Origin of the sequence: Faecalibacterium prausnitzii (genome assembly GCF_019967995.1) — a bacterium.
Classification (GTDB): domain Bacteria; phylum Bacillota; class Clostridia; order Oscillospirales; family Ruminococcaceae; genus Faecalibacterium; species Faecalibacterium prausnitzii_E.
The window spans coordinates 1749502-1769349 of record NZ_CP065377.1 but is presented as its reverse complement, the minus strand read 5'-3'; the positions used below and the strand labels follow the sequence as shown (position 1 = coordinate 1769349).

At 61.6% G+C, this 19848-nt stretch carries 13 protein-coding genes and 1 tRNA gene; 6 read left to right on the top strand and 8 right to left on the bottom strand.

Annotated features, from left to right (window positions below; genetic code table 11):
- Positions 1-209 precede the first annotated feature (209 nt).
- Positions 210-1907, top strand: a complete 1698-nt coding sequence (locus tag I5P96_RS08860) for a PASTA domain-containing protein (RefSeq protein WP_223381689.1) — start codon at positions 210-212, stop codon at positions 1905-1907.
- Positions 1908-2005: 98 nt separating this feature from the next.
- Here I5P96_RS08860 and I5P96_RS08855 read toward each other — a convergent pair whose 3' ends face one another.
- The 5 genes from I5P96_RS08855 to I5P96_RS08835 form a co-directional block, all read right to left on the bottom strand.
- Positions 2006-3484 (bottom strand): glutamate synthase subunit beta, encoded by a 1479-nt coding sequence (locus I5P96_RS08855; protein WP_223381687.1) that lies wholly within the window; start codon positions 3482-3484, stop codon positions 2006-2008.
- A gap of 15 nt (positions 3485-3499) precedes the next feature.
- On the bottom strand, positions 3500-8035 hold the full coding sequence (gltB, locus tag I5P96_RS08850; protein WP_223381685.1) for a glutamate synthase large subunit: 4536 nt from the start codon (positions 8033-8035) through the stop codon (positions 3500-3502).
- A 240-nt stretch (positions 8036-8275) separates the two neighbouring features.
- Positions 8276-9847 (bottom strand): hydroxylamine reductase, encoded by a 1572-nt coding sequence (gene hcp / locus I5P96_RS08845; RefSeq protein WP_223381683.1) that lies wholly within the window; start codon positions 9845-9847, stop codon positions 8276-8278.
- Between the two features lie 233 nt (positions 9848-10080).
- Entirely contained in the window at positions 10081-11433 is a 1353-nt protein-coding gene (gene gdhA, locus I5P96_RS08840) for an NADP-specific glutamate dehydrogenase (RefSeq protein WP_223381682.1), read from the bottom strand.
- A 275-nt stretch (positions 11434-11708) separates the two neighbouring features.
- The gene (locus I5P96_RS08835) at positions 11709-12542 is read right to left on the bottom strand and encodes an Mrp/NBP35 family ATP-binding protein (RefSeq protein ID WP_179859487.1); all 834 of its coding nucleotides are present in this window, start codon (positions 12540-12542) and stop codon (positions 11709-11711) included.
- A 176-nt stretch (positions 12543-12718) separates the two neighbouring features.
- On the opposite strand from I5P96_RS08835, the gene I5P96_RS08830 reads away from it, so the two are divergent.
- The 5 genes from I5P96_RS08830 to I5P96_RS08810 all read left to right on the top strand — a co-directional run bounded on the left by I5P96_RS08830 (position 12719) and on the right by I5P96_RS08810 (position 18702).
- Positions 12719-14293: an oligosaccharide flippase family protein gene (locus tag I5P96_RS08830; RefSeq protein WP_223381680.1), complete on the top strand. Its 1575-nt coding sequence runs from the start codon at positions 12719-12721 to the stop codon at positions 14291-14293.
- A 146-nt stretch (positions 14294-14439) separates the two neighbouring features.
- The gene (locus I5P96_RS08825; protein WP_223381678.1) at positions 14440-16338 is read left to right on the top strand and encodes a polysaccharide biosynthesis protein; all 1899 of its coding nucleotides are present in this window, start codon (positions 14440-14442) and stop codon (positions 16336-16338) included.
- 49 nt (positions 16339-16387) lie between these two features.
- Positions 16388-17683, top strand: a complete 1296-nt coding sequence (locus tag I5P96_RS08820; protein ID WP_097792055.1) for a diaminopimelate decarboxylase — start codon at positions 16388-16390, stop codon at positions 17681-17683.
- Between the two features lie 18 nt (positions 17684-17701).
- Entirely contained in the window at positions 17702-18097 is a 396-nt protein-coding gene (locus tag I5P96_RS08815; RefSeq protein ID WP_223381676.1) for a hypothetical protein, read from the top strand.
- Positions 18098-18276: 179 nt separating this feature from the next.
- Positions 18277-18702 carry a hypothetical protein gene (locus I5P96_RS08810; RefSeq protein WP_223381674.1) on the top strand — a complete coding sequence of 142 codons (426 nt, stop codon included), beginning with the start codon at positions 18277-18279 and terminating at the stop codon, positions 18700-18702.
- Between the two features lie 136 nt (positions 18703-18838).
- On the opposite strand, the gene I5P96_RS08805 is transcribed toward I5P96_RS08810, so the two are convergent.
- From I5P96_RS08805 to I5P96_RS08795, 3 genes are all read right to left on the bottom strand, one after another.
- Positions 18839-19216: a type II toxin-antitoxin system HicB family antitoxin gene (locus I5P96_RS08805; protein ID WP_223381672.1), complete on the bottom strand. Its 378-nt coding sequence runs from the start codon at positions 19214-19216 to the stop codon at positions 18839-18841.
- Between the two features lie 14 nt (positions 19217-19230).
- A complete protein-coding gene (locus tag I5P96_RS08800) occupies positions 19231-19407 on the bottom strand; it encodes a type II toxin-antitoxin system HicA family toxin (protein ID WP_118553313.1) in 177 nt (58 codons plus the stop codon).
- 194 nt (positions 19408-19601) lie between these two features.
- Positions 19602-19676, bottom strand: a tRNA-Gly gene (locus I5P96_RS08795).
- Positions 19677-19848: the final 172 nt, after the last annotated feature.

Below are 19848 nucleotides of genomic sequence, written 5' to 3'. Positions count from 1 at the left end.
CTGAAATAAGACGAGAAAAAGCCGCTTTTTGTGCTGTTTGGCACGAAAGGCGGCTTTTGCTGTATGGCGGGAGCGCGCAGAAACGCTGGCTTGCTGTAACAGACGGGCAGCGGAAAAGAGAAAAAACGGTCCTCGGCCCGCACGGCCCTTTTGCTGCGGGCCAAGATGTGTTATAATAACAAAAAAGCACATCCGAAGGAGGCCTTTCCATGACCATCATCTGCCCTTACTGCCTGTCCGAGTTGAGCGAGCGCGCGGCGGCCTGCCCGCAGTGCGGCGGGCGCTTTGAGGGCCGCAACCCGGTGGGTACGCTGCCGGTGGGCACGGTGCTGGGCGGGCGGTATACCGTCGGCGAGATCGAACAGGTGGACGGCGAAGGTATCCTGTACCGGGGCGCAGAAAACCATGGGCGCTTCCGGGTGACTATCAAGGAGTATCTGCCCCTGACGCTGGCGGCAGAGCGCGGCACGGATGCAACCCTGCGGCCCAAACTGGGCAGCGAGGTGCTGTTCAAGACCACCCGGATGGATTTTGCGGACCTGTACCGCTCCATCCAGCGCATCACGCCCGCCAACGGACTGGAAGCCGTGCTGGATGTGTTCGAGGAGAACAACACGGTCTATGCCGTGATGGAAAATCCCGGCGGGGTGCCGCTGGGCCGCTGGCTGGAGACGCATCCCGGCCGGTTGTCGCCGGAGCAGGTCTGCACGATGCTGCAGCCGGTGTTCGACGGCGTGGCGGCGATGCACCAGGTGGGTCTGGTGCACCGGGGCGTCTGCCCGGAGAACATCCGGGTGCTGGAAAATGGCCGCGCCCGGCTGACGGGCTACGCTACGGTTGGCCTGCGCACAGCGGGCAGCGGCCTGCACGAGCAGCTGTACGAGGGCTACTCGGCCCCGGAACAGTATTCGACCACCGAGTTTGAGGGCCGCTACACCGACGAATACAGTTTGGCTGCGGTGGTCTACCGGATGGTCTGCGGGCAAAGCCCGGTCCCGGCAGCGCAGCGGCTGGTGTCGGATTCGAACCCGCGCGCCCGCACACTGGAGCCGTCGGTGCCGGAGTACCTCTCCGAGGTGCTCTGGCTGGGCCTGAAGTTGAAGCCGGTGGAGCGCATCCAGACCGTGCCCCAGCTGTTCAAGGCGCTGACCTCGCGGGAGTATACCGAGGAGCTGACCCGCAGCCTGCCGCGCCCTGCACCCCGGCAGCTGACCCTGCCGGACGAGGAACAAAAGCAGCACATGCTCAGCCTGCGGAACCTGCTGGCGGCCATCCTCGTTCTGCTGGCCATCCTCATCCTGCTGATGCTGTGGGGGATGGTCTCGCAGGGGCTGCACACGGCCACACCGCCTGCGGCGTCCTCGTCGGTGTCGGCACCGGAAAGCACGGTGCTGGAAGAACCTGTCACGCTGGCACCGAACTTTGTCGGGATGGATTACGACGCGCAGGTGCGGAACAATCACAATTATGTGGGCGACTATCTCTTCTATGTGACGCTGGAATACAGCGACACGGTGGAGAAGGGGAAGATCATCCGGCAGGAGCCGGAGGCGGGTGACGTCATCGAGAAGGGCGGCACCGTGAGCCTGGTGGTCAGCAAGGGGCCGCAGCTGGTGCAGATGCCCGATGTGATCGGGTTCACGCAGGAAGGGGCCGTCAGCGAGCTGGAGAGCCGGGGCCTGACGCCCAGCTGCTTCATGGTGGTCAACGATGGCTCCTATGCGGCGGGCTGCGTCGTCTCGTGCAGTGTGGACGCAGGCACCCCGGTCGAGGTGGGCAGCGTCATCACCGTGTATATCGCGGCAGACCCCAGTGTGGAGATCACCGCTGAGCCGCCCGCTGCGTCGGATTCCGACAGCGGGAGCAGCGCTTCTTCGGGGGAAACACCGGCAGACGACACCCAATAGGATACGGACTGAAACAAACAGCAGAAGCGGGAGCCTCGTGGGAGGCTCCCGCTTCTGCTTGTTTAGGATAGGAAAAGAGGATGGCTTGGTTCAGGGAGTCACAGGTTGGTGTAACCCATGAGGTAGCGGTCTACCTCGGCGGCGCAGTCGCGGCCCTCGCGCAGACCCCAGACCACAAGGCTCTGGCCCCGGCGCATATCGCCGCAGGCGAAGACCTTTTCCACATTGGTGCGGAAGTGGTCGGTGTCCACACAGCCGCGGCCCGTCAGGCTGACGCCGAAGGCATCGGCTACGTAGTTCTCGCAGCCCACGAAACCGGCGGCGATGAACGCCAGCTGGCAGTCGTAGGTGAACTCCTCGCCGGTGGGCACCATGGTGGTGCGGCCAGTCTCCGGGTCACGCTCCGGCTTCAGATAGGAGATGACCGCGCCGGTCAGGTTGCCGGCATCGTCGGTCAAAAACTCCTTCACGGTGGTCTGGTAGACGCGGGGGTCCTTGCCGAACTTGGCGAGGCACTCGGTCTGGCCATAGTCTACCTTGAGCACCTTCGGCCACTCCGGCCAGGGGTTGGAGGCGGCCCGCTCTTTTGGGGGCTGCGGCATCATCTCCAGGGCCACCAGGTCGGTGCAGCCCTGCCGCAGGGCCGTGCCCTGGCAGTCGTTGCCGGTGTCGCCGCCGCCGATGACCAGCACATTCTTGCCCGCCGCATGGATGGCCCGGCCGTCGGCAAACTGGCTGTCCAGCAGGCTCTTGGTCACGCTGGTGAGGTAATCGACCGCGAAATAGACGCCGTTGGCGTCCCGGCCGGGGACGTTCAGGTCGCGGGCCTTTTTGGCACCGCAGCAGAGCACGACGGCGTCGTAGCGGTTCAGGACGTCTTCTGCGGCCACCGCCCCGCCGATGTCCATGTTGGTGCGGAACTCGACGCCCTCGGCCTGCATGATCCTGATGCGGCGCTCGATGACAGATTTGTCCAGCTTCATGTTGGGGATGCCGTACATCAGCAGGCCGCCCACCCGGTCGGCGCGCTCAAATACGGTGACGGCGTGGCCCCGGATGTTCAGATACTCGGCTACCGACAGGCCGGACGGGCCGCTGCCGATGACGGCCACGCTCTTGCCGGTGCGGGCCGGGGGCGGGGCGGCATGGAGCCAGCCCTTGGCGTAGCCGGTCTCCACGATGGCGTGTTCGTTCTCGCGGACGGTGACGCTGCTGCCGGTCACGTCGCCGCAGGTGCAGGCGGCCTCGCACAGGGCGGGGCAGACCCGGCTCGTGAACTCCGGGAAGCGGTTGGTGGCGCGCAGACGATGGAGCGCCAGCTCCCATTTGCCCTGATACACCAGGTCGTTCCACTCCGGGATGAGGTTGTTCAGCGGGCAGCCGGAGGCCATGCCGCCGATCATCATGCCGGCCTGACAGAAGGGGACGCCGCAGTCCATGCAGCGTGCCGCCTGGGTCTGCTGCTCCTCGCGGGAGAGCCAGATGTGAAATTCGTTGAAGTTTTCGATGCGCTCCAGCGGCGGAACGTCCGAGCTGGTCTTGCGCTTATAATCCATAAATCCAGTGGTCTTGCCCATAACAGTTCCCCCTCCTTACTTCTTCTTCTGCACAGCGTAGAATGCTTCGATCTGTGCCTGTTCGCCGTCGAGGCCGCGCTCCTCCATGGAAGCAATGACCCGCAGCATCCGGTCGTAATCGTAGGGGAGGACTTTCTTGAACTTGGGCAGATACTCACTGAAGTTGTCCAGGATCTCTTTGCCGCGCGGGGAGCCGGTGGCTTCCACATGCTCGCGGATCAGCTCCTTCAGGGTGGCAACATCGTACTTGTGTTCCACGGGTTCGAGGCTGACCGTCTCTTTGTTCACCCGCTGGTAGAAGTCCCAGTTCTCATCCAGCACATAGGCGATGCCACCGGTCATGCCGGCTGCAAAGTTCTTGCCGGTCTGGCCCAACACGACGACGGTGCCGCCGGTCATGTACTCGCAGCCGTGGTCGCCGACGCCCTCCACAACGGCCGTTGCGCCGGAGTTGCGGACGCAGAAGCGCTCACCGGCCACGCCGGAGACGAAGGCCTTGCCGCTGGTAGCACCATACAGGGCGACGTTGCCGGTGATGATGTTCTCCTCCGGCTTGTAGGTGATGCCCTCCGGCGGGCGCACGATGATCTTGCCGCCGGACAGGCCCTTGCCCATGTAGTCGTTGCAGTCGCCGGTCAGCTTCAGGGTCAGGCCCCTGGGGATGAACGCACCGAAGCTCTGGCCGCCCGCGCCGGTGCAGTTGGCGGTGTAGACGTCATCGGGCAGGGAATCGCCGTACTTGCGAGTGATCTCGCTGCCGAAGATGGCACCGAACGCACGGTCGGTGTTGGAAACATCCAGCGTGACGCTCTGGGGCGTTTTGCTGCTGAGCTTGAACTTCTTCATCAGCACCTTCATGTCGAGGGTGTTTTCGAGATGGAAGTCGTAGGTGTCCGCCGGGACGAAGTGCACGTTGCTGTTGGCGATGGCCGGGTTGTGCAGGATGCAGTCCAGGTTCATCTTGGCCGTGCGGCTGCCGGGGGCGCTGGGCTTGACGTGGAGCAGGTCGGTGCGGCCCACCAGTTCGTCGATGGTGCGGACGCCGAGCTTGGCCATGTACTCCCGCAGCTCTTGCGCCACGAAGGTCAGATAGTGGATGATGTATTCGGGTTTGCCCCGGAAGTGCTTGCGCAGTTCGGGGTTCTGGGTGCAGATGCCCATGGGGCAGGTGTCCAGATTGCAGACGCGCATCATGACGCAGCCCTCACACATCAGCAGGGTGGTGCCGAAGCCGAACTCCTCTGCGCCCAGCATACAGCTGATGGCGACATCGCGGCCGGAGAGCAGCTTGGAGTCGCTCTCGATGCGGACACGGCTGCGCAGGCCGTTCAGGATCAGGGTCTGGTGGGTCTCGGCGATGCCCAGCTCCCAGGGCAGACCGGCGTTCTTGATGGAGGTGCGGGGGGCAGCACCGGTGCCGCCGTCGTAGCCGGAGACCAGGATGACCTGTGCGCCGCCTTTGGCAACACCGGCGGCAATGGTACCGACACCGGCCTCGCTGACCAGCTTCACGTTGATGTTGGCGTGACGGTTGGCGTTCTTCAGGTCATAGATCAGCTCAGCCAGATCCTCGATGGAGTAGATGTCGTGGTGGGGCGGGGGAGAGATGAGGCCCACACCGGTGGTGCTGTGGCGGGTCTTGGCGATCCAGGGATAGACCTTGGCACCGGGCAGGTTGCCGCCTTCGCCGGGCTTTGCACCCTGCGCCAGCTTGATCTGGATCTCTTCGGCAGAGACGAGGTATTTGCTCGTGACGCCGAAGCGGGCAGAGGCCACCTGCTTGATCTTGGAATTGCTCTCGCTGTGGTAGCGGTCTTCGGGCTCGCCGCCCTCGCCGGTGTTGCTGCGGCCGCCCAGGCGGTTCAGCGCGATGGCAATGGTCTCGTGGGCCTCGCTGCTCAGAGCGCCGTAGCTCATGGCCGCGGCCTTGAACCGCTTGACGATGGACGATACCGGCTCGACCTCCTCGATGGGCACGCCGCCGTTGGGGTCGTAGTTGAAATCGAGCAGGCTGCGCAGATGCATACCCTCCTCGCCCATGTTGTCCACTGTGCGGGTGAAGTCCTTGAAGGCCTTATAGTCGTTGGTCCAGCAGGCTTTCTGGAACAGGTGGATGGTCTGCGGGTTGAACAGATGCTCTTCCTTGCCGCTGCGGAACTTGTGGGCACCGCCGTCGGAAAGCTCCATGTTGATGTCCAGTCCCAGCGGGTCGAAGGCCGCGTTGTGCTGGGCCTCGACGTCGGCCTGAATGTCTTCCAGACCGATGCCGCCCACACGGCTGACCGTACCGGTGAAGTATTTGTCGATGACGTCCTTCGAGATGCCGACCGCCTCAAAGATCTGGCTGCTCTGGTAGCTCTGGATGGTGGAGATGCCCATCTTGGAGGCAATCTTCACGATGCCGCTCAGGATGGCCTTATTGTAGTCATCCACGGCGGCGTAGTAGTCCTTGTCGAGCAGGCCCTGGTCGATGAGCTGGCCGATGGTCTCGTGGGCCAGATACGGGTTGACGGCGCAGGCACCGTAGCCCAGCAGGGTGGCAAAGTGGTGCACCTCGTGCGGCTCGGCGCTTTCCAGAATGAGGGCCAGCGCGGTGCTCTTCTTGGTGCGGATGAGGTACTGCGAGACGGCCGACACGGCCAGCAGGCTGGGGATGGAGACATGGTATTCGTCGATGTCCCGGTCGGACAGGATGATAATGTTGGCACCGTCCTTATATGCGCGGTCCACTTCCAGGAAGACACGGTCGATGGCTTTTTCCAGGCTGGTGTTCTTGTAGTAGTTGATGGAAACGGTCGCGACCTTGAAGCCCGGCACGTTCATGTATTTGATCTTGAGCAGGTCGGTGGAGGTCAGAATGGGGTTGTGGACCTTGAGCACCTTGCAGTTTTCGGGCTTGTCTTCCAGCAGGTTGCCATGGGCACCCACGTAGACGCTGGTGGAGGTGACGACTTTCTCGCGGATGGCGTCGATGGGCGGGTTGGTCACCTGTGCGAACCGCTGCTTGAAGTAGTTGAACAGCGGCGGGTGCTGGTCGCTCAGCACGGCCAGCGGGGTGTCGGTGCCCATTGCGCCGGAAGGCTCTGCGCCCAGCCGGGCCATGGGGAGGATGAGGTCCTTGACCTCTTCGTACTTGTAACCGAACACCTTTTGCAGGCGGGTCAGCTCCTCGCCGGTGTAGCTGGGCACCTTGACGTTGGGAATCTTCAGGCTCTTGAGCTGGACCAGATTGCGGTCGATCCACTCGCCGTAGGGCTCGCGGCTGGCGTAGTATTCCTTCAGCTTCTCGTCATCGACGACCTCGCCTTTGACGGTATCCACTAGCAGCATCTTGCCGGGGCGCAGGCGGTCTTTCTTCTCGATGTCGGCGGGGTCGCAGGGGAGAACGCCCACCTCAGAAGAAAGGATCATCCGGCCGTCCTTGGTGATGTAGTAGCGGCTGGGGCGCAGGCCGTTGCGGTCCAGCACGGCACCCACGACATCGCCATCCGAGAAGAGGATGGCAGCGGGGCCGTCCCACGGCTCCAGCATGGTGGCGTAATACTGGTAGAAATCGCGCTTTTTCTGGCTGATGTGCTTGTTGTTCTCCCACGGCTCCGGGATGGTGATCATCACGGCCAGGGGCAGGTCCATGCCGTTCATCACCATGAACTCCAGCGCGTTGTCCAGCATGGCGGAGTCGGAGCCGGAGGTGTTGATGATCGGCAGGATCTTGTTCATATCCTCCTGCATGATGGGGCTGGCGATGGACTCCTCACGGGCCAGCATCGCGTCGGTGTTGCCCTTGATGGTGTTGATCTCGCCGTTGTGCAGGATAAAGCGGTTCGGGTGGGCGCGCATCCAGCTGGGGTTCGTGTTGGTGGAGAAACGGCTGTGCACCATGCCGATGGCGGATTCATAGTCCTCGTCCTGCAAATCGAGGTAGAACAGGCGCAGATCGTGGACCAGGAACATGCCTTTGTACACGATGGTGCGGCTGGACAGGCTGGGCACATAGGTGCCGTTGCTAGCCTGCTCGAACACGCGGCGGACGATGTAGAGCTTGCGGTCAAAGTCGATGCCCTTGCTCACCTTGGCGGGCTTTTTGATGAAGCACTGCCAGATGGCGGGCATACAGTCGCGGGCTTTCTGGCCCACGGCGTCGGGGTTCACGGGAACCTCGCGCCAGGCGAGGAACTCCAGCCCCTCCTTGCGGGTGACGAGCTCGAACAGCTTCATGGCCTGAGCACGCAGGTGCTCGTTCTGCGGGAAGAAGAACATGCCAACGCCATATTCACGCTCGTTGCCGAGGCTGACGTTCATCTCTTCCGCGACTTTGGAGAAGAACTTGTGGCTGATCTGCAGCATGATGCCCACGCCGTCGCCGGTCTTGCCCTCAGCGTCCTTGCCGGCGCGGTGCTCCAGCCGCTCGACGATGGACAGTGCATCGCTGACGGTCTGGTGGCTCTTGCGGCCCTTGATGTCCACCACTGCGCCGATGCCGCAGGCGTCGTGCTCAAACTGGGGGTCATACAGGCCGAGGGGCGTGGAGTTTTCCGTATAATGTTCCATTGCCTTTCCCATCCTTGTCGTAAAATCAAAATCCTCACCACTGCGGCACATTCCGCAGCGTCTGACACGGAAAAACAAAAAAGACGCCCCAAAGGGGCAGACTCTACCCCTTTGGAACGCCTTTGTTCCGGTACTTATAATTATACTGAACGCTGAAAATTTTTCAAGCGACAGTTGCACCAAACGTGAAAGCACAAACGCAGCGCATCTTGTGCGGTTTGATGATGAGATGAAACAGATTCATCCTTCGCCCAAAATCGCTTTCAGGTCTTGCTCCGGTGTCGTGACGGCCATCAGATTGTACTTTTCCTGCAAAACGCGCACCACGCCCGGCGAGAGGAAGGCGGGCAGGGTAGGGCCGAGCCGGATGTTCTGGATGCCCAGCGCCAGCAGTGCGATGAGGATGCAGACGGCCTTCTGCTCGAACCAGCAGAGCACCAGCGAGAGCGGCAGGTCGTTGACGCCGCACTGGAACGCATCGGCCAGCGCCAGCGCGATCTGAATGGCGCTGTATGCGTCGTTGCACTGGCCCACATCGAGGATGCGGGGCAGGCCCGCCACGGTGCCGAGATCCAGGTCGTTCAGGCGGAATTTGCCGCAGGCCAGCGTCAGGATCACGGTGTCGGGCGGGGTGAGCTTGGCGAACTCGGTGTAGTAGCGGCGGGAAGGCCGGGTGCCGTCACAGCCGCCCACCAGGAAGAAATGGCGGATCTGCCCGCTTTTCACGGCCGCAACGATCTCATTGGCGTGGGAGAGCACAGCGCTCCGCGCAAAGCCGGTCACGACGCTGCGCCCGCCGTTGATGCCGGGCATGGCGGTGTCTTCCGGGTAGCCCCCCAGTTCCAGTGCTTTGGCAATGACGGGGGAGAAATCCCGCTCTGGCCCGATGTGCGGGACGCCGGGATAGGACACCACCGAGGTGGTGAACACCCGGTCGGCGTAGCTCTCCCGCAGGGGCATGATGCAGTTGGTGGTGAAGAGGATCGGGGCCGGGATGTCCTCAAACTCTCGCTGCTGGTTCTGCCAGGCTGTGCCGAAGTTGCCCTTCAGATGCGGGTACTTCTGCTTCAGCTCCGGGTAGCCGTGGGCGGGAAGCATTTCCGAGTGGGTGTAGACGTGGATGCCTTTGCCCGCTGTCTGCTCCAGCAGGCACTTCATGTCGTAGAGGTCGTGGCCGGAAATGACGATGAACGGCCCTTTCTCGATGACGAGCGGCACCTCCACCGGCTCCGGCTGGCCGAAGGCCCCGGTGTTAGCGGCGTCCAGCAGCTCCATGCAGCGGTAGCTGGCCTTGCCGGTCTTCTGCACCAGTGCCCAGAGGGTGTCGATGGAGCATTCGCTGCCAACGGCCTGCAATGCTTCGCAGAAGAAGCGGTCCAGCTCCGGGTCGATGCGGCCCAGCACCCGCGCATGGTAATTGTACGCTGCCATGCCGCGCAGGCTGAACAGGACGAACGATTTCAGACTGCGGATGTCCTCGTCCGGCTCGTGCCAGAGGTTTGCCATGTCGTAGTCGAACCCGATGCCGGGGCAGGCCGCGTGGACGCTCTCGGTCAGCTGGTCCACGGTCTGCGGGTCGAAGTTCACGTTGGTGATGGTGGTGAACAGCCCTTCCATCAGCAGCAGTGCCTGTTCCGGGGCGGGGGCCCGCCCCTCGCCGATGAGTTGGCTGGCGTAGGAGATGAGTGCGCCGGTCAGGCGGTCCTGCGCCGCTGCCGTGTCCGCGCTTTTGCCGCAGACACCGGCCTTACCGGTACAGGCAGTGCAGTGCGCCGCCTGCTCGCATTGAAAACAAAACATCTGTTCGTCCATTTCAGAACCCTCTCTTCGCTTGATGTGGTCAGTATGGACGGGTTGGCGGGGCTTTATACAGGCCGCACGAGGGGAGTTTTCTCGGCGAGTATCCGAGGTGGGGCCCCGCTTGCGGGGCGGGCAGGGAACGCCCGTTGACTCGCCGGGAAAAGCTCCCGGAGATGCGGCCAGCGAATCCATACAAAAAGAGCCGCGCTCTTGCGAACGCAGCTCTTGAAAATGCTTTGGAACAATTAGTAGGTGATGCCCTGTGCCATCATGGCGGTAGCGACCTTCAGGAAACCGGCGCAGTTTGCACCGACCATCAGGTTGCCCTCGGAACCAGCGGCAACGGAAGCGTCATAGGAAGCGTGGAAGATGCCCTCCATGATGCCCTTCAGCTTTGCATCGACCTCTTCGAAGGTCCAGCTCAGGCGCTCGGAGTTCTGGCTCATCTCCAGGCCGGAGGTGGCCACACCGCCGGCGTTGGCAGCCTTTGCGGGTCCGTACAGAACGCCGTTTGCCAGATAGACCTCGATGGCCTCCGGGGTGCTGGGCATGTTGGCGCCTTCGCAGACGACGGTGCAGCCGTTCTTGACCAGAGCCTCAGCGGACTCCTTGTTGATCTCGTTCTGGGTCGCGCAGGGCAGGGCGATGTCGCAGGGGACAGTCCAGACCTTGCTGCAATCAGCCACGTAGGTTGCACCCTCGTGAGTCTCAGCATACTCCTTGATGCGGCCGCGGCGGACTTCCTTCAGGTCCTTGACGTAAGCCAGGTCGATGCCGTTGGGGTCGTAGACATAGCCATTGGAGTCGGACATGGTGACGACCTTGCCGCCCAGCTGGGTGGCCTTCTGGCAGGCATAGATGGCGACATTGCCGGAACCGGAGATGACCACGGTCTTACCGGCAAAGCTGTCGTTGCGCATGCACTTCAGGGCCTCGGCGGTGAAGTAGCACAGGCCGTAGCCGGTCGCCTCAGTGCGGGCCAGAGAACCACCGAAGGTCAGACCCTTGCCGGTGATCATGCCGCCCTGGAAGCTGTTGGTCAGGCGCTTGTACTGGCCGAACAGGTAGCCGACCTCGCGGCCGCCGACGCCGATGTCACCGGCGGGGCAGTCCACGAACTGGCCGATGTGGCGGTACAGCTCGGTCATGAAGCTCTGGCAGAAGCGCATGACTTCCATGTCGCTCTTGCCCTTGGGGTTGAAGTCCGAGCCGCCCTTGCCGCCGCCCATGGGCAGGGTGGTCAGGCTGTTCTTGAAGATCTGCTCAAAGCCCAGGAACTTCAGGATGCCCTGGTTGACAGAGGGATGGAAGCGCAGACCACCCTTGTAGGGGCCGATGGCGCTGTTGAACTGCACACGGTAGCCGCGGTTGACCTGGACCTTGCCTTCGTCATCGACCCAGGGCACACGGAAGCTGATGATGCGTTCCGGCTCGACCAGACGCTCGATCAGACCTGCCTTCTCATATTCGGGGTGCTTCTCCACGACGGGCTGGATGCTCTCCAGCACCTCGCGGACAGCCTGCAAAAATTCGGGCTCATTGGCATTGCGCTGAGCCAGACCATCGTAAACACGCTTCAGGTATTCATTCGTCAACATAATCGAATACTCCTTTTCCCAGTATACTTTCACCGGTTCTGCCAAACAACTTGCAGAACACTTTGTCATTATAAAGCATTCTGTAAAGATTTACAAGAGAGGCGGAGCAGAAAATCTTTCAAAAAAACAGAAGAAAAGATGAGCCCGCTTCACAAAAACATCCGGCCGCTGCGAAAACGGCGCAGCAGCTTCTGTTTTGCGGCAGACCGGCACCCAAAAAGAATGCCTTTTGCGGGGGAAAAGGCCCGGCGCAAAAGGCAGAGAAACCAACGTGTTTACTTCTTCAGCAATTTCTCACAGGCATCGGCGGCACCTTCCAGGTACTCGCCGCCGTAGGTCTCGATCATGCCGGCATCGGAGAGGGCGGCCAGCTGCGGGTCGATGGGGCACTTGGCCAGGACGGGCAGGTGGTGCTTTGCCGCGACCTCGTCCACATGGCTGTTGCCGAACACACTGATGTGCTTGCCGCAGTCGGGGCAGACGATGTAGCTCATGTTCTCGACGATGCCGAGCATGGGCACCTTCATCATCTCAGCCATGTTGACGGCCTTGGCCACGATCATGCTGACCAGCTCCTGCGGGCTTGCCACGACGACGATGCCGTCCACCGGCAGGCTCTGGAAGACGGTCAGGGGCACATCACCGGTTCCCGGAGGCATGTCCACGAACAGGAAATCGACGTCCTTCCAGACCACATCGGTCCAGAACTGCTTCACCGCACCGGCGATGACGGGGCCGCGCCAGACGACGGGGTCCTCTTCGTTCTCCACCAGCAGGTTGATGCTCATCACGTCGATGCCCATCCGGCTCTGGATGGGCCAGCAGCCCTTCTCGTCGGCCATGGCACGGCCATGGATGCCGAACAGCTTGGGAATGGACGGGCCGGTGATGTCGGCGTCCAGGATGCCGCAGTGGTAGCCGCGGCGGGCCATGGCGCAGGCCAGCAGAGCGCTGGTCATGCTCTTGCCGACGCCGCCCTTGCCGGATACGACGCCGATGACTTTTTTGACGCTGCTGTTGGGGTTGGGGGCATCATGCTGCGGGGCAGCCTCGCGGGAAGAACATGCTGCGCTGCAGGTAGAGCAGTCATGGGTGCATTCTTCGCTCATACTCTCATAAGGCCGGTCCGGGTGGGATGCGGCCTTTCCTCCTTCGTTGATGTTTTGAAAAATCTCTTGACCGGCTCCTATCATACCATAAAATCAGAAGAGAAACAACCCACACGGCGGCTCATATTTTGCAAAGCGGTGCCCATATAATAAAAGGAAGAAGGGGAGGTGCGGCGATGCGTCCGAGCTACCTGAAGAACGCGGCCCTGCTCACAGGGGCGGATGTGGTGCTCCGGCTGGCCGGGATGGGGCTGCGCATCTGGCTGGCCAATGCGCTGGGCGGCGAGGGGATGGGCCTGTACCAGCTGGTGCTGGCGGTATATTCGCTCTTCGTCACGCTGGCGACATCCGGCGTCTCGGTGGCGGCCACCCGCCTGATGGCCGAGGAGCTGAGCCGCAGCCGGGCCGAGGCCCGCGGGATGCTGCTCCGCCTGCTGGGGGCGGCGCTGCTGCTGGGCAGCGCTGCGTGGGCGGGGCAGTTCGGTCTGGCGGAGCTGGCCGCTGCGTGGTGGCTGGGGGATGTCCGCGCGGCCGGTGCGCTGCGGGCGGCGGCATTCGGCCTGCCCTGGATGGCGGTCTCAGCGGTGCTGCGCGGCTTTTTCATTGCCCGGCGGCAGGTCGGCCCCAACGTGGTGAGCCAGCTCGTGGAGCAGACGGTCCGCATCTCGGCCATCTGGTTCGCGCTGGAGCGGGGCCGTGCGCTGGACGTGGGCGGCAAGTGCACGGCTGTTCTGGCGGCAACGGCCCTCAGCGAGACGGTATCGGCCTGCCTGATGCTTCTGTTTTACCGGCGGGAGGCGGTGTCCGCATTCGGTGCGGGCCCGGCCCGACGCCCCATGGACCCGGCAAAGCGCCTGTGGGAGATCCTCTGGCCCGTGGAGGGCGGGCGCTGCCTTGCCAGTGCGCTCCACACGGCGGAGAACATGCTGGTGCCCGCCTGCCTGACGGTCTATCTGCTGGATGCCGGGGGCCGCAGTGCCGCCGTGGCCCAGTATGGAAACCTGAAGGGAATGGCCCTGCCCCTGCTGACCTTTCCGTTCGGGCTGCTGGGGAGCCTGTCGGTCCTGCTGATGCCGGAGATCACGCAGGCGCATATCCGGGGCGAGACGGGGCGGCTTTCGGCGCTGCTGGATCGGATGCTCCGGCTCACGGGCTACTTCTCCGCGCTGGCAGGGGCGGTGTTCTGGGTGTGGGGAGCGTCGGCTGCCCGGCTGTTCTACGGGCCGGACGGGGCCGAGGCTGGCTTCTATCTGACCGTGCTCGGCCCGGCGATGCCGCTGATGTATCTGGAAAGCATGGTGGACGGTGCGATGAAGGGGGTAGGGGAGCAGAAGGCCGTGTTCCGGTACAGCCTGTGGGATGCCGTGCTGCGCATCGCGGGGGTGATGGTGCTGCTGCCCCGGTTCGGGATGAAAGGTTTCCTGTTCGTCATCCTGCTGTCCAGCGTATATACCTGCCTGGCCAACACGGCCCGTCTGCTGCGGGTCAGCGGGATGCGTCCGGCGCTGATGCGCTGGCTGGGGGCACCGCTGCTGGCGGCGGGCGTGTCGGCCGGGGCGGGGGTATTTTTCCGAGAAATGCTGTCCGGCTGGCAGGCCGGGGAGACGCCGGAGCAGCTGGCGGCGCTGTGCATCGGCTGCTGCGGCATGGGGCTGGCGGGGCTGGCCGCCGCCTGGCCGCTGGGTCTGGGTGCCGAGGTGCGGGCCGCGCTCCACCCGGACCGGGCCCGGCAGAAGGCGAAAAAGGCATGAAATCGACCCGGACGATGAAATCTTCTGGACACCGGGGCACGAAACGAGTATAATACAATGGATACCATGGTGCAGCAGGCTCTCTTCCCGCTGGCCTGGAAAATGAACCGGCGCAGAACGAGCGCCGAAGATAAAGAGGATTTTCTGTGAAGAATATCAAAAAAATTACGCCGCAGGTCGGGCTGCGCCGGACGTTTCTGGTGGTGCTGGATGCGGCGCTGATCCTGTTCAGCTTTTATTTTGCGCTGTTGCTCCGCGCAGACGGTGCGGTGGAAGCAGCCTGGTGGCCCCATAACCGGGCCCTGCTGTATGAGAACCTGCCCTGGATCACGGCGCTCTATCTGATGAGCTTTCTGGTGGGCGGGCTGTACTCCATCTTGTGGAAGTACGCGGGCGAGCGCGACCTCATCCGTCTGGCGGGCATGATCGCAGTGCCCACGGCAGTGGTCTACTTCGTGAACCATGGCCTCATCCATGGCGTGTTGTTCGACTCGGCCAACGCGATGGCGGCGGTGCTCATCTTCCTGCTGGTGGGCGGGAGCCGCCTTGCCTGGCGGCTGTTCCTGAACCACCCCATTGGCGAGCGGGTGCGCGGCGTTCCGTCCAAGGACCCGAACCGCCCGGTGCTGATCGTGGGCGCAGGCGAGGCCGGTGCGTGGGCGATCAACGTCTGCAAATCCAACGAGAGCTACGGCCACCCGGTCGCCGCTGTGGACGATGACCCGGCCAAGTTCGGCCAGACCATCCACGGTGTCCCGGTGCGGGGCACACTGGAGCAGATCCCGCAGGTCTGCGAGAGATACAACATCCACAGCATCATCATCGCCATCCCGACGCTGCAGGGCAGCCGACTGAACCATGTCATCGACCTCTGCGTCTCCACCCACTGTGCGGTCCAGATCCTGAGCGACCCGCAGCTGGTGGGCACCGGTGCGCCGCAGCAGAATGCGTTCCGCGAGCTGAACACCGCCGATTTCCTCTCCCGCGAGGAAGTCACGCTGGACATGGAGCAGATCTCCGGCTACCTGACCGGCAAGACCGTCCTCGTCACGGGCGGCGGCGGTTCCATCGGCAGCGAGCTCTGCCGTCAGGTGATGCGCTTTCAGCCCGGCAAACTGCTCATCTTTGATATCTACGAGAACTGCGCCTACGAGCTGCTGATGGAGCTGCAGCAGAAGTATGGCCGGGACATCCCGGTCACGGTGCTCATCGGCTCCATCCGCGACAAAAAACGTCTGGACGAGGTATTCGAGACGTATCATCCCACGGTGGTCTTCCACGCGGCGGCGCACAAGCATGTGCCGCTGATGGAGGTCAGCCCGGCGGAGGCCGTCAAGAACAATGTGCTGGGCACGAAGAATCTGCTCACCAGCGCCAGCGAGCACGGCGTGGAGCGGTTCGTCCAGCTCTCCACGGACAAGGCCGTCAACCCCACCAGCGTCATGGGCTGCACCAAGCGCATCTGCGAGATGCTCATCCAGACCTTTGCGGGCAACACCGACATGAAGTGCGTGGCAGTCCGCTTCGGCAATGTGCTGGGCAGCCACGGCAGTGTCATCCCGCTGTTCGAGGCGCAGATCAAAAAGGGCGGCCCCGTCACCCTGACGGACCCCAACATCGAGCGCTATTTCATGACCATCCCGGAGGCAGCCCAGCTGGTGCTGCAGGCCGGTGCCCTGGCCGAGAGCGGCAGCATCTATGTTCTGGATATGGGCGAGCCGGTCAAGATCATCGACCTGGCCAAACAGCTCATCCGCTTCTACGGCTACGAGCCGGGCGTGAATATGGAAATCAAGGTCGTGGGCCTGCGCCCCGGCGAGAAGCTCTATGAGGAGCTGATGATGGACGAGGAGCAGGATAAGATGCGCCGCACCGAGCACAACAAGATCTTCGTTGCGCCGCCGAAGGACATCGACCTGGCCCGGTTCTACACGCAGCTGCAGGATCTGAGCGCGGCAGCGGCCCACAACGACGAGGGCGTCGTGAAGCAGCTGGCCGAGATGATCCCGACGTTCACGCCCACCCGCGGCAACCTCAAGACCTGATACCGCACCGACGTGTCGGTGACACTATAAAATGTGAGGGAAGTATATTATGGAAAAGAAACCGTTTCTGACTGAAGCGCAGGCCCAGGAAATCCTCCAGGACGTGCCCACCCCGTTCCATGTCTACGATGAAAAGGGCATCCGCGAGAATGCCCGCCGCATCAACAAGGCGTTCAGCTGGAACAAGGGCTTCCGCGAGTATTTCGCCGTCAAGGCGCTGCCCAACCCGGTCATTCTGCAGATTTTGAAGGAAGAAGGCTGCGGTGTGGACTGCTCCTCCCTGACCGAGCTGATGCTCAGCGAAGTCTGCGGATTTACCGGCAGCGACATCATGTTCTCCTCCAACCAGACCCCGGTGGAGGATATGAAGAAAGCCTACGAGCTGGGTGCCTACATCAACCTCGACGACGCCACCATGGTGGACTTCCTCGACCGTGTGGCCGGTGTGCCGGAGAACATCTTCTGCCGCTACAATCCGGGCGGAACGTTCCAGCTGGGCGAGAGCGAAGAAGGCTTCCAGGTCATGGACAAGCCCGGTGATGCCAAGTACGGCATGACCGAGGAGCAGATGATCGAGAGCTACAAGAAGCTGATGCAGAAGGGCGCAAAGAACTTCGGCATCCACGCCTTCCTGGCCTCCAACACCATCTCCGACGCCTACTATCCGGAGCTGGCCGGCATCTTGTTCCAGCTGGCGGTCCGCGTCCAGAAGGCTACCGGTGCGCACATCGCTTACATCAACCTGTCCGGCGGCGTGGGCATCCCGTACCGCCCCGACCAGACCGAGAACGACATCATGGCCATCGGCGAGGGCGTCCGCAAGAAGTTTGAGGAGATCCTGGTTCCCGCCGGCATGGGCGATGTCGCCATCTTCACCGAGATGGGCCGCTTCACCACCGGCCCCTACGGCGCGCTGGTGGCCACGGCCATCCACGAAAAGCACATCTACAAGGAGTACATCGGTCTGGATGCCTGCGCGGCCAACCTGATGCGCCCGGCCATGTACGGCGCTTACCACCACATCACCGTGCTGGGCAAGGAACATGCGCCCTGCGACCACAAGTACGACGTGGTCGGCGGCCTGTGCGAGAACAACGACAAGTTCGCCATCGACCGGATGCTGCCCAAGATCGACATCGGCGACCTGGTCTATATCCACGACACCGGTGCCCACGGTTCGGCCATGGGCTACAACTACAACGGCAAACTGTGGTGCGCCGAAGTGCTGCTCTGTGAGGACGGCTCCCACCGTCTCATCCGCCGTGCCGAGACCCCGCGCGACTACTTTGCAACGCTGGACTTCCTGCCCTTCATGAAGCCGTTGTTCGAGGGCTACGACGACTAAACTGGAACGAGGTGCACTATGTTTTTCGGATTTCAACTGACCTGCGGTCTGATGATGGTCTTTTACGGCTATACGGTCATGAAGAACCCTCGCGTCTGGGGCGAACAGGGCCGCCGGGCCGTTAAAGCGGAACATTTCGACGAATACTGCCGGCAGAACGGCCTGTTCTTCCTGAAGGCGGGCTGCATCATGTCGGTCATCGCTGCGCTGGACGCCCTGTTCACGCTGGATGCAGTGCTGTACGTGCTGCTGTATCTGTTCGGTCTGGCGTTCTCGTTCTATCCGCTGGTCAAATGGTGCCGCGAGAACGAGGGCTTCTCCTGGCCTTGGCCCCGCGTCGAAAGCGAGAAAAAGCGCATCCGGAAACTCCGCGCCGAGCAGGAGCAACAAAAGTCGGAGACGGAAAAAAAGTGAACACCGGGGATAAAACGTGAAATCCTCGTGAAACCGCTGTACGCGAAGCGTAAAAACTTCGCAGTGCGGCGGTTTCGTGTGTTCGGACAAAAGTTTCGTCTCTTGACAGATTTTTCCGCAGCCTCTATAATGGGAACAAATGGACCCCTCTCGAACGATCATTTGGAGGTAAAGAAAAAATGATGACTTATCCCAACAGCTACGCACTCCTCAGCGAAGAGGAATTGGAATATACGACCGGCGGCGCACTCGACGCAGAAACGGTCGGCAACTGGATCTCGACGGCAATGAACGTGACCATGGGCGTGCTTGCCATCGTGAACGTTGTGAATGCCATCAAGAAAGGCCAGATCAGCAGCGTGCTGGCGTCGGTTCTTGGCACCGGTGCAGGTCTGCTGGCCTATGTGAACATTGCGAACATCGGCGCTGTTGCAGCGCAGGTGCAGAAGCAGTATCCGGAGCAGTACCCCGAAGAAGAGGGCACCATCAACGGCAACCTCATGATCGACTCGGCCAAGATCTACTTCAGCTCGCTGGGCGGTGCACTGCTCGGCGTCGCCAACGTGGGCGCAGCAGCAGGCGCTCTGTATTTCTCCTTTGTCTGAGTGCATAAAAATCAGGGGGCCGCTGCAAAATAGCGCCCTGAAAAACATTGCAAAAAACCCGGAACCTTTTCAGAGCAGAAATAGCTCAGAAAGGGTTCCGGGTTTCTGTGTTTGCATGATTTCTTTTTATCTGAGGTTATGCGAGATGCAGATACTTTTCAAGGCCCTCCTGCAAGATGGCGGAGTAAGGAGCGTGAGCGGCTTCGGCTGCATCATTCAGCCATGCGGGAATGCTCAATGTCTTTTTGACGGCGCGTTTGGTGCTGGCAGGCTTCGTGTCGATTAACGAAACGAAGCAATGCTCTTCGGGCTTGATGTTCTGGATGGGGGTGGGAGTGGGCAGTGGCTTGCCCTCTTCCAACAGAACCGCAGCGTATCCGGCGAGAGCCTCTTTCGCGCCCTCCATGGTTTCCGCGATGGTGTCACCGAAAGATTGGCAGCCCTCCAAGTCGGGAAATTCTACCCAGAAAGAGCCGTCCTCTTCGTGGAAGATAGCAGGATATACAAGCGTCATACAAAAGTCCCCTTTCATTTCAGGCCGTGCCGCTTCAGAATCGCGTTCAGCAATCCGTTCGGGACGTCTTTGCCGTGAATTGGAATCGTTTCGATTTTGCCGTCTTTTTCGAGAATATGGTGGCTGCCGTTCACGCGGACGACCTTCCAGCCGTTTTTCTGCATGAGTTTCAGTAGGTCTTTATCTCGCATCGCTCAATTCCTCCTCATCAATAGTATACTACGTATCTACGTATTTGTAAAGACATTTGATGAACAAGCGATAAATTTTTGAGAAGGGCAGCATCGTTGCCAAAGAATGACTGATATTTTTGGCTGCAGGCCTTGTGACGTATGAGGGCATAAAGAAAGACGCCGATTCTGAACGAACCAGCGTCTGAAAAGGATGGAGCGGGCAATGGGAATCGAACCCACCTCCTCAGCTTGGAAGGCTGATATACTAGCCGATGTACGATGCCCGCGAATGCAAGAGATAGTATAGCATGGTTTGGCCGAAATGTCCAGCATAAATTTTAGTTTTGCGTCGTTTGGCGGGACAAATTGCTTTTTCTGTTTACTTTGCAGGCATTTTATTGTAAAATAGACAGAAGAAACAAGGCCGTCCTTCCCGGCGGCTCAAATATCATAGGTGGT